A 12,226-nucleotide genomic window follows, 5' to 3' on the forward strand; every position below is an offset into this window, starting at 1 on the left:
GCGGTGGGCGCGGCGGCGGTGGCGGCCGGCGCCGACGAACCACGGCGCGCCGCGGTCGCCGCACCGGCCGAGCAGGCCCAGCGGTTGCGCGAGCGCCTGCTCGACGCGATGGCCGGCGAACGCATCGAGCTGATGCGCGACTTCGTGCGCGAGCGCGTGCTGCGCGTGTTGCGCCTGGACCCGGCCGACGCGCCCGGCCGCAGCGACCGGCTGATGGACATCGGCTTCGATTCGCTGATGGCGGTGCAACTGCGCAACCAGCTGGGCAGCGGGCTCGGCCTGGACAAGCCGCTGCCGGCGACGCTGATGTTCGACCACCCGACCATCGATGCCTTGGCGATCCACCTGCTGGAGCGCATGCTGCCGAAGGCGGCGCCGGCCCCGGCGCCCAAGGCGGCGGTTGCGGCGATGACGCCGGCCTCCGAAGCCGCGGTCGCCGCGATGAGCGATGCCGAGATCGAAGCCTTGTTGATGAGCCGATTGGAGGGTTCGTGAGCGTTCCCGTCGACACCCCGGCGCTGACCCCGCTGCAACGCGCCTTCCTGGCGCTGCAGCAGGCGCAGGCGCGCGTGGCCGCGCTGGAAGGCGCGGCGCGCGAGCCGATCGCGATCATCGGCCTGGGCTGCCGCGTGCCCGGCGGCGGGCACGACGCCGACAGCYTCTGGCGCCTGATGCGCGACGGCGTCGACGCGACCGGCCCGCTGCCGGCCGACCGCTGGGACGTCGACGGGCTGTACGACCCCGATCCCGAGGCGCCGGGCCGCATCGCGACGCGCGGCGGCGGCTTCCTCGGCGCGGTCGACGGGTTCGACCCCACGTTCTTCGGCATCACGCGCCGCGAGGCCCAGGGCATGGATCCGCAGCAGCGCCTGCTGCTCGAGGTGGCCTGGGAGGCGCTGGAACACGCCGGCCAGGCCCCCGACCGGCTGGAGCGCTCGGCCACCGGCGTCTACGTCGGGATGTGCGCGAACGACTATGCGCAGATGCAGCTGCAGACGCGCGACGGCGAACTGCTGGATGCGCATTTCACGTCCGGCATCGCGCACAGCATCGCGTCGGGCCGACTGTCGTACCTGCTCGGTCTGCAGGGTCCGAGCGTCACGCTGGACACCGCATGCTCGTCGTCGCTGGTCGCGCTGCACCTGGCCTGCCAGGCCCTGCGTGCGGGCGATTGCCGCATGGCGCTGGCCGGCGGCGTGAACCTGATCCTGTCGCCCGACCTGTACATCGCGCTGTCGCATTCGCGCATGCTGTCGCCCGACGGCAAGTGCAAGACCTTCGATGCGGCGGCCGACGGTTTCGCGCGCGGCGAGGGCTGCGGCGTCGTCGTGCTGAAGCGCCTGCGCGATGCGCAGGCCGATGGCGACCGCATCCTCGCGCTGGTGCGCGGCAGCGCGGTCAACCAGGACGGGCCGAGCAGCGGGCTGACCGCGCCGAACGGCCCGGCCCAGGAAGCGGTGATCCGCGAGGCGCTGGCGCGCGCGGGCATCGCGCCGCGCGAGGTCGGCTACGTCGAGGCGCACGGCACCGGCACGCAGCTGGGCGACCCGCTGGAGGTGCAGGCGCTGGCGGCAGTGTTCGGCGAGGGCCGCGATGCGTCGCAGCCGCTGCTGATCGGGTCGGTGAAGACGAATGTCGGGCACCTCGAAGCGGCCGCCGGTGTCACGGGGCTGATCAAGCTGGTGCTGTCGCTGCGGCAACAGCAGATTCCAGCGCACCTGCACTTCAAGACGCCGAGCCCGCACATCGCCTGGGGCGACGGCTTGCTGAAGGTGCCGACGGCGCTGACGCCGTGGCAGCCGATCGGTGGGCGGCGCATCGCCGGGGTCAGCTCGTTCGGGTTCAGCGGCACCAATGCGCACATCGTGGTCGAGGAGGCTCCCGCCACCGCCACCGCCCCCGCTTCCGCTCCCGTTCGCCCTGAGCAGGGACTGAGCTTGTCGAAGGCCCGTGTCGAAGGGTTGCCGCCGGAGCGCGAGGCGGGTGCCGTGGCGGGGGCTGCAGGGCTTCGACAAGCTCAGCCCGACCCTTCGACAAGCTCAGGGCGAACGGGAATGGAGTCCGACCGTTCGACAAGCCCGGCCCGAGCGGGGGGCCTGCATCTGTTCATCCTGTCCGCCCGCGATGAATCCGCGCTGGCCGACACCGCGCGCCGCTTCGCCGCCGCGCTGGCCGGCCGGCCCGACAGCGAACTGGCCGCCGTCTGCTTCACCGCCGCGGTCGGCCGTGCCACGTTCGCGCAGCGCGCGACGGTGCTGGCGCGCACGATGGCCGAGCTGTGCGAACGCCTGCTGGCGCTGGCCGAATCGCGCGAGGTCCAGGGCCTGCACACGGCGCGCGTGACGCGGCGCGACCCGGCCCGCATCGCCTTCCTGTTCACCGGCCAGGGTGCGCAGTACGCCGGCATGGCCCGCGCGCTCTACGCGCAGCAGCCGGTGTTCCGGGCCGCGCTGGACGACTGCGCGCAGGGGCTGGCCGGCGTGTTGCCGCAGCCCTTGCTCGACGTGATCTTCGCGGAGCAGGGCGCGGCCATCGACGAGACGCGCTACACGCAGCCGGCGCTGTTCAGCATCGAGTTCGCGCTCGCGAAGCTGTGGGCCGCGTGGGGCATCGTCCCCGACCTCGCGATGGGCCATTCGGTCGGCGAGTACACCGCGGCCTGCCTGGCCGGCGTGATGACGCTGCCGCAGGCGCTCGCGCTGATCGCCGAACGGGGCCGGCTGATGCAGTCGCTGCCCGCGGGTGGCGCGATGGCGGCGATCTTCGCGCCGGAAGCCGACGTGGCCGAAGCGATCGCCCCGCTCGCCGGGCAGCTGTCCATCGGCGCCGTCAACGCGGCGACGCAGACGGTGATCTCGGGCAGCGCCGCCGCGGTCGACGCGGTCTGCGAGCGCTTCGGCGCGCGCGGCGTGCGCTGCCAGAAGCTGCCGGTCTCGCACGCCTTCCATTCGCCGCTGGTCGATCCCATCCTCGATGCCTTCGAGCGCGCCGCGGCGGCGACACCCATGGCCCGGCCGCAGCTGCGCCTGGTGTCCAACCTGACCGGCCAGCTCGCCGACGCCGCCGAGATCACGCAGCCGCGCTACTGGCGCCGCCACGTGCGCGAGGCGGTGCGCTTCGCCGACGGCGTGCGCACGCTGGCGACGCTGAAGCCGGACATCTGCATCGAGGTCGGCCCGCACCCGACGCTGCTGAACTTTGCCGAGGCCTTGCCGCTGGGCGTCGCGACGCTGCGCAAGGGCCGCGCCGATGCCGACCAGCTGGCCGAAGCGCTGGGCACGCTGTTCCTTGCCGGCGCACCCATCGACTGGCGCGCCGTCTGGTCCGCCAGCGGCGTCGCGCTGGCCGACCTGCCGGCCACGCCGTTCCGCCGCGAACGCTGCTGGTTCCGCGCGCGCAGCGTGGCCCCGGCCGGCAACGGCACGCCGACCGGCCACCCGCTGCTCGGCACGCGCCTGCGCTCGCCGCTGCGCGACGTGGTGCAATTCGAGGCCACGCTGCGCGGCGACGACCTGCCCTACCTGGCCGACCACCAGGTGCAGGGCCGCGTGATCCTGCCGGCCACCGGTTTCCTGGAGATGGCCCTGGCTGCGAGCCGCCTGGTGTACGGCAGCCCGCGTGCCGTCAGCGACGTCGTGATCTCCGAATCGCTGGCCTTCGAGGCCGGCGAGACGCGCACGCTGCAGCTGCTGCTGCGGCGCGAGCAGCAGGGCTTCGAGATCGTCTCGCTCGGCGCCGACGAGCCGGACGACGCCTGGCACACGCACGTGCAGGGCAGCTTCGTGCAGCCCGCTTCGTCGGCCGTGCACGAGCCGGCCGATGCGATCCGCGCGCGCTGCCGCGACGAGGTCGATGCCGCGACGCACTACGCGCAGCTGGCCGCACGCCAGCTCGCCTTCGGGGCGGCGCTGCAGGGCGTGCAGCGCATCGTGCGGCGCGACGGCGAGGCCTTGGGCGAGATCGCTTTGCCGCCGGCCGCCGGCCGTGCCGGCTACGTGCTGCACCCGGCGCTGCTCGATGCGGCGCTGCAGGTGATGGCCGCGGCGCTGCCGGCCGAGGCCGCCGCGGGCCGCGCCTACCTGCCGCTCGCGATCGGCCAGCTGGCGGTGCACCGCACGCCGGGCGACACGCTGCTGAGCCACGTGYGCATCGTGCCGGGCGGCAGCGCCGACACGCTGAAGGCCGAGCTGGTGCTGTTCGACACGCACGGCACCGTGGCCACGCTGGCCGGCGTGGCGCTGCGTGCCGCGGCCCTGCCGGGCGCCCCGAGCGAGCCGGTCTACCGCATCGCCTGGGAGCCGGTGCCGGATGCCGGGTGGCTGCCGGCGCCGGCCGAGCTGGCCGCGCAGGCCGGCCCGCTGCTGGCCGGGCTGTCGCGCGAACACGACCTGGCCGACTACCAGCAGGCCTTCGTCGCGCTCGAGGCGATGAGCGCCGCGTGGATCGCGCGCGCACTGCGCGAACTCGGCTGGAACCCGGCCGCCGGCCAGCCGGTGCGCAGCGAAGAACTCGCGCAGCAACTGCAGCTCGCGCCGCGCTACCACCGCCTGTTGCCGCGGCTGCTCGCCATCCTGGCGGAGGAGGGCCTGCTGCGTGCCGAGGCCGACGGCTGGACCGTGCTGCACTGGCCGTCGATGGCCGACCCGGCGCAGCGCGTCGCGCCGCTGGTGCAATGCCACCCGGCCTCGCGCCCGCGCATCGCGCTGACCGCCAGCTGCGGCGCGGTGCTCGGCGACATCCTGCGCGGCCGGGCCGACCCGCTGCACCAGCTGTTCCCGAACGGCTCGGCCGAGCTGGCCGAATCGCTGTACCGCGACGCGCCCGAGGCCAAGGCCTACAACCAGCTGCTGCGCGAGACGCTGCGCATCGCGCTGCAGCGGCTGCCGGCCGGGCGCCGGCTGCGCATCCTCGAGGTCGGCGGCGGCACCGGCGGCACCACCGCCTGGGTCGCACCGATGCTGCCGGCCGACCGCTGCGACTACCTGTTCACCGACATCGGCCCGCTGATGGTGGCCCGGGCCCGTGAACGCTTCGGCGTGCACCCGTTCATGCGCTTCCAGCCGCTGGACCTGGAGCATCCGCTGCCCGCGCAACTGGCCGGCCAGCACTTCGACGTCGTGATCGCCGCCAACGTGATCCATGCCACCGCCGACCTCGCGCGCACGCTCGGCCAGCTGCGCCAGGTGCTGGCCCCGGGCGGCACGCTGCTGATGCTCGAGGTGGCCGGCATGGAGCGCTGGATCGACATCACCTTCGGCCTGACCGACGGCTGGTGGCGCTTCAGCGACAGCGCGCTGCGCCCCGACTACCCGCTGCTGTCGCGCGCGCGCTGGCTGGCGCTGCTGACCGGGCTCGGTTTCGACGCGGCGGCCATCGATGCGCCGCAGCCGTTCTCGCGCGAGGTGCTGCTGGCCGCGCGCAAGCCGGTCGACGCGGTCGACGAGCTGCCGGCGGCGAGCTGGCTGCTGGTGGGCGACCGCGGCGGCGTCGCGGAACGGCTGGCGGCACGGCTGCGCGCCGCGGGCCATGAAGCGCGGGTGGTGGGGCCCGAGGCCGATGCTGCCGCGCTGGCCGGGCGCACGCTGCGCGGCATCGTGCACCTGGGCGCGCTCGACGTGGCGGTTCCGGAGGAGGGTTCGGCCGCCTCGCTGGTCGACACGCAGCGCGCCAGCCTGGGTTCGTTGCTGACACTGGTGCAGGGGCTGGGCGCGCAGTCGTTCGCGACCGGCACGACGCCGCGGCTGTGGATCGCGACGCGCGGCGCGCAGGCCGTCCACGACGGCGATGACGTCAACCCGCTGCAGGCGCCGGTGTGGGGTTTCGCGAAGGTGATCGCGCTCGAACACCCGGAGCTGCGCACCGCCCGCATCGACCTCGATGCGCAGGCCGATCTCGACACCCAGGCCGCCGCGCTGTGGCAGGCCATCGCTGCCGACGGCGACGAGCCGCAGCTCGCGCTGCGCCGCGGCTGCGCCTTCGTCGCGCGGCTGCTGCCGGCCGTGATCGCGCCGGCCGACCCGCCGCCGGTGCGGCTGGAAAAGGCCGCGAGCGGCGTGTTCGACGAGATGCCGCTGGTGCCGATGACGCGCCGCGCGCCCGGCCCGGGCGAGGTCGAGATCCGCGTGCGCGCGGCCGGCCTGAACTTCCGCGACATCATGAACGCGGTCGCGCTGCGCGCCGACCCCGAGCCGCTGGGCGGCGAGTGCGCCGGCACCATCGTCGCGCTGGGCGAGGGCGTCGCCGGCTTCGCGCTCGGCGATGCCGTGGTCGCGACCGGCGAAGCCTGCTTCGCAAGCTACATGACGACGGCCGAGCAGCACGTGGCGCCGCTGCCGCGCGGCGTCAGCTATGCCCAGGGCGCCACGCTGCCGTTCGCGCTGATGACGGCCTGGCATGCGCTGCAGGGGCTGGGCGGCATCCGCGGCGGCATGACGGTGCTGGTGCATGCGGCGGCCGGCGGCGTCGGCATGGCGGCGCTGCAGATCGCGCGCCGCGCCGGGGCCACGGTGTTCGCGACGGCCGGCAGCGAGGCCAAGCGCGCGCTGCTGCGCTCGCTGGGCGCGCACCACGTGATGAACTCGCGCACGCTAGATTTCGAGGCCGAGATCGCCCGCGTCACCGCAGGCCGCGGCGTCGACCTGGTGCTCAATTCGCTGGCCGGCGAGTTCATCCCGGCCAGCGTGCGCAGCCTGGCGGCGCAGGGTTGCTTCCTCGAGATCGGCAAGCGCGACATCTGGAGCGCGTCGCAGTTCCGCGAGCTGCGGCCGCAGGCGCAGTACCACGCGATCGACCTGAACGCGCAGCGCTACCAGGACCCGGCCGCCGCCCAGGCCTTGTTCGCCGACGTGATGGGTGCGGTGCAGCGCGGCGAGCTGCGCCCGCTGCCGCTGCAGGCCTTCCCGCTCGAACGCGGCGGCGAGGCCTTCCGCTTCATGGCGCAGGCCCGCCACGTCGGCAAGGTGGTGCTGACGCAGCAGGATGCGCTGCAGGCCTCGATGCAGGCGCTGGTGCCGAACGGTGCCTACCTGGTCACCGGCGGCCTGTCCGGGCTGGGCCTGCTGACGGCCGGCCGCCTGGTCGAGCGCGGGGCGCGCCACCTGGTGCTGGTCGGCCGCCGCCCGGCCTCGGCCGCGGCGCAGGTGAGGCTGGACGCGATGCGCGCGCAAGGCGCGCAGGTCAGGGCGGTGCAGGCCGACATGTCGCGCGCCGACGAGGTCGCGCGCGTGCTGGCCGCGATCGCGCAGGACGGGCTGCCGCTGCGCGGCGTGATCCACTCGGCCGGCGTGCTGGAAGACGGCGCGCTGCTGCAGCAGGACTGGGTGCGTTTCGTGCGGCCGCTGGGGCCCAAGCTCGACGGCAGCTGGGCGCTGCACGTGCTGACGCAGGACCAGCCGCTCGACTTCTTCGTGCTGTATTCGTCGATGGCCTCGGTGCTCGGCTCGTCCGGCCAGGCCAACCATGCGGCGGCGAATGCCTTCATGGACGCGCTGGCCGCGCACCGGCGTGCGCTGGGCCTGCCGGCGCTCAGCATCGGCTGGGGCGCGTGGAGCGAGATCGGTGCCGCCGCCGATCGCCAGGTCGACCAGCGCGTTGCCGCGCGCGGCATCGACGTCATCACGCCGCAGCACGGGCTGGAGCTGCTGGAGGTGCTGATGCGCGCCGAGCCGGCGCACGTCGGCGTGTTCCCGGTGCGCTGGGAGCGCTTCCTCGCGAGCGGCGATGCGCACGGGCCGTTCGTCGAGCGGCTGCGCGGCGTGGTGCGCGGTGCAGCCGGCAAGGCGGCGGGCCCGAAGCCCGCGGCCGTCGCCGGCGGCGCCTCGCTGATCGACGAGCTGAGGCAGGCCACGCCGCAGCGCCGCCGCGAGCGCCTGCTGGGCTTCGTCGCCGAGCACGTCGCGCGCGTCGTCGATGCGCCGAGCGCGCAGGCGATCGACCCGCGCCAGCCGCTGAACGAGCTGGGGCTGGATTCGCTGATGGCCGTCGAGCTGCGCAACCGGCTCGGCACCGGCCTCGGCCTGGCCCGCAGCCTGCCGGCGACGCTGGTGTTCGACCACCCGACGCTGGAGGCGCTGGCCGCCTACCTGGAGGCACTGGCGGTGCCGGCCGCGCCGCCCGCACCGGTGGCCAAGCCGGTGGATGCCGTCGGTGCCCTCGACGACCTGAGCGACGAGCAGGTCGAAGCGCTGTTCGCGAAGAAACTGAAAAGGCCTTGAGATGTCCGACTTCCTGGAACGCATCAGCCATTTCTCGCCCAAGCGCCTCGCGCTGCTGGCCGACGAGCTGCAGCAGCGCGTGCTCGTGCTGGAGCAGGCGGCGCACCAGCCGATCGCGATCGTCGGCATCGGCTGCCGCTTCCCGGGTGGCGCGAACACGCCCGAGCAGTTCTGGGCGCTGGTGCGCGACGGCGTCGACGCGATCACCGAGGTGCCGGCCGACCGCTGGGCCATCGACGACTGGTACGACCCGGACCCCGACGTGCCGGGCCGGATGAACACCCGCTTCGGCGGCTTCCTCGGGCCGGTCGACGGCTTCGATCCGCACTTCTTCGGCGTCTCGCCGCGCGAGGCGCTGAGCATGGATCCGCAGCAGCGCCTGCTGCTGGAGGTGGCCTGGGAGGCGCTGGAACACGCCGGCATCAACCCCGAGCGCGTCGCAGGCAGCCGCACCGGCGTGTTCGTCGGCCTGTCGGCCGGCGACTACTGGCAACTGCTGCGCCAGGGCGGGGTCGACAGCTACGACGCGTACACCGCGTCCGGCATCGCGCACAGCATCGCCTCGGGCCGGCTGTCGTACGTGCTCGGCGCGCGCGGCCCCAGCCTGTCGATCGACACCGCATGCTCGTCGTCGGCCGTCGCGATCCACCAGGCGGTGCACAGCCTGCGCCGCGGCGAATGCGACCAGGCGCTGGCCGGCGGCGTCAACCTGGTGCTGACGCCGGAGATCACGGTGGCGCTGTCGCGCTCGCACATGATGGCGCCGGACGGCCGCTGCAAGGCCTTCGATGCGCGCGCCGACGGCTTCGTGCGCGGCGAGGGCTGCGGGCTGCTGGTGCTGAAGCGGCTGGCCGATGCGCAGGCCGATGGCGACACCGTGATCGCGCTGATCCGCGGTTCGGCGGCGAACCAGGACGGGCGCAGCAACGGCCTGACGGCGCCGAACGGCCCGTCGCAGGAGGCGGTGCTGCGCGATGCGCTGCAGGACGCGCGCGTGCTGCCGGCCGACGTCGGCTTCGTCGAGGCGCACGGCACCGGCACCTCGCTCGGCGACCCGATCGAGGTGCAGGCGCTGGGCAAGGTGCTGGGCGAAGGGCGCGTGGCGAGTGCGCCGCTGCTGGTCGGCTCGGTCAAGGCCAACGTCGGGCACCTGGAGGCCGCCGCCGGCGTCGCGGCGGTGATCAAGATGGCGATGGCGCTGCGGCATGGCCAGGTGCCGGGGCAGCTGCACGTGCAGGCGCCGAACCCGTTCATCCCGTGGGACGAGCTGCCGGTGCGCGTTCCGACGGCGCTCGTCGATTGGCCGGCGCAGCCGCAGCGCATCGGCGGCGTCAGCTCGTTCGGGTTCAGCGGGACGAACGTGCACATGGTGATGGCGCAGGCCCCGGCGGTGGAACCGGTGGCCCCGAAGGACCGGCCGGTGCAACTGCTGACCTGGACGGCGAAGAATGCCGGCGCGTTGCGCGAGCTGGCGCAACAGCACCTGCCGCTGCTGGCCGACGGTGCGCTGCTGGCCGACCTGGCCTTCAGTGCCAACACCGGCCGCGCCCGGCTCGCGCAGCGCTTCGCGCTGTGCGCCACGACGCCGGCCGAGGCGCGGCAGCGGCTGTCGGCCTGGCTGGCCGGCGAGGACGTGGCCGGCGTGTTCGCCGGCGCGGCCCCGGCGCGCGCGCCGAAGCTCGCCTTCCTGTTCACCGGCCAGGGCTCGCAATCCATCGGCATGGCGCGCGGCCTGTACGACAGCGAGCCGGTGTTCCGCGACGCGCTGGACCGCTGCGCCGCGCTGCTGCAGCTGCCGGTGCCGCTGCACGACATCCTGTTCGCCGACGGTGCGCCGATCGACGACACGCAGTACACGCAGCCGGCGCTGTTCTCGGTCGAGTACGCGCTGGCGACGCTATGGATGTCCTGGGGCGTGCGGCCGCAGGCGGTGATGGGCCACAGCGTCGGCGAGGTCGTCGCGGCCTGCATCGCCGGCGTCTTCAGCCTGGAAGATGCCCTGCGCCTGATCGCCGAGCGCGGCCGGCTGATGGGCGCGCTGCCGCGCAACGGCGCGATGCTGGCGGTGATGGCCGACGAAGCGCGCATTGCCGACATCCTGGCGCCGTGGCGCCGCGAGGTGTCGATCGCCGCGGTCAACGGCCCGGGCAACCTGGTGATCTCCGGCCTCGCGATGGCGGTCGACGCCATCAGCACGCAGCTGCAGCAGGCGGGCCTCGAGGTCACGCGGCTGAAAGTCTCGCATGCCTTCCACTCGCCGCTGATGCAGCCGATGCTGGATGCCTTCGGCCAGGTGCTGCAGACGCTGCAGTACAGCCCGCCGCGCATCGACCTGGTGTCCAACGTCACCGGCCGACCGATCGGCGCCGAGATCGCGAACCCGTCGTACTGGCGCGAGCACGTGATGGCCGCGGTGCTGTTCGCGCCGGCGATGCAGTCGCTGGCCGAGGCCGGCTGCGAGCTGTTCCTCGAGATCGGCCCGCACCCGACGCTGCTGGGCCTGGGCCGCGCCTGCCTGCCGGAGCGCGGCAGCTGGCTGCCGTCGCTGCGGCGCGGCCGGCTCGACACCGAGCAGATGCTGGAGAGCCTGGCCGCCCTGTTCGTGCAAGGGGTCGAGGTCGACTGGCACGGCATCGATGCCGGCCGCGGCCGGCGCCGCGTGCCGCTGCCGACCTACCCGTTCCAGCGCGAGCGCTACTGGCCGCAGTGGGCCGGTGCGTCCGCGCCGGCCCCGGTGGCCGACACCGGCCTTGCGCCGCGCGTGCAGAAGATGCTGCACGAGATCGCCTGGCGCGACGTGCAGCGTCCGGCGCTGCAGCCGCTCGCGCCGGCGCAGCTGGCCGAGCGCGTGCTGCCGCGTGTCGACGTGCTGGCCGAGCGCCACGGCCTGGCGGCGTATGCCGATTTCATGACCGGGCTGGACGCGCTGGCCTCGGCCTACGTGGTGCGTGCGCTGCGCGAGCTGGGCTGCAGCTTCGCACCCGGCAGCCGGGTCGACACGCGGGCACTGGGCACGCTGCCGGCGCATGCCCGGCTGCTGCAACGCATGCTGGCCATCCTGGCCCAGGATGGCCTGCTGGTGCGCGACGGCGAGGGCTTCGTGGTGCGCCGCACGCCCGACGCGGTCGATCCCGAGGCGCTGGCCGAGCAACTGCTGGCGCGCCACCCGAACTGCGACGCCGAGCTCGTGATCACGCGGCGCTGCGGTCGCGAACTGGCCGCCGTGATGCGCGGCCGGGCCGACCCGCTGGCGCTGCTGTTCCCGGGCGGCTCGCTGGCCGACACCGAGCGGCTGTACCAGAACTCGCCGCCGGCCCAGACCTACAACGGCGTGATCGCCGAGACGGTGCAGGCGCTGGTGGCGGCCTGGCCGGCCGACCGGCCGCTGCGCGTGCTGGAGATCGGTGCCGGCACCGGCAGCACGACGGGCTACGTGCTGCCGCACCTGCCGGCGCAGGGCACGCCTGTCGAGTACACCTTCACCGACGTGTCGCCGCTGTTCCTGAACCGCGCGCGCGACAAGTTCGCCGCGCACGGCTTCATGCGCTATGCGCTGCTCGACATCGGCCGCGCGCCGGCCTCGCAGGGCTTCGCCGCCGGCGGCTACGACCTGGTGCTGGGCGCCAACGTGCTGCATGCGACGCCCGACCTCGACGTGACCCTCGCTCACGTGCGGCAACTGCTGGCCCCGGGCGGCGTGCTGGTGCTGCTGGAAGGCACGACGCCGCAGCGCTTCGGCGACCTGACGGTCGGCCTGCTGGACGGCTGGTGGGCCTACACCGACACGCAGCGGCGCAGCTATGCGCTGATGCCGCGCGAGGGCTGGACCACGCTGCTGTCACAGCACGGCCTGCAGGGCGCGACCGCACTGCCGGGCGCGACCACGCACCCGGTGCTGGCGCAACAGGCGGTGTTCGTCGCGCAGGCGCCGGCCGCCTCGGTCGAGCGCGAACCGGCGCGCTGGCTGGTCGTGCCCGACCGCGCCGGGCTGGCCGAGGCGCTGGTGGACGAAC

The 12,226-nt window shown here is 74.2% G+C and carries 3 protein-coding genes; all 3 read left to right on the plus strand.

Annotation, left to right across the window (positions count from 1 at the left end):
- Window positions 1-495 (plus strand): acyl carrier protein (locus tag AC1DYN_RS29080; RefSeq protein ID WP_477965665.1); only part of this gene is annotated, 495 nt, incomplete at its 5' end.
- Window positions 492-8,213 carry an SDR family NAD(P)-dependent oxidoreductase gene (locus AC1DYN_RS29085; RefSeq protein ID WP_477965667.1) on the plus strand — a complete coding sequence of 2,574 codons (7,722 nt, stop codon included), beginning with the start codon at window positions 492-494 and terminating at the stop codon, window positions 8,211-8,213. The genes AC1DYN_RS29080 and AC1DYN_RS29085, both read left to right, overlap by 4 nt.
- Before the next feature lies 1 nt (window position 8,214).
- A partial coding sequence (locus AC1DYN_RS29090; RefSeq protein WP_477965669.1) for a type I polyketide synthase occupies window positions 8,215-12,226 on the plus strand: 4,012 nt, incomplete at its 3' end.

The sequence above is a fragment of the Rhizobacter sp. P2_D12 genome (genome assembly GCF_056404395.1).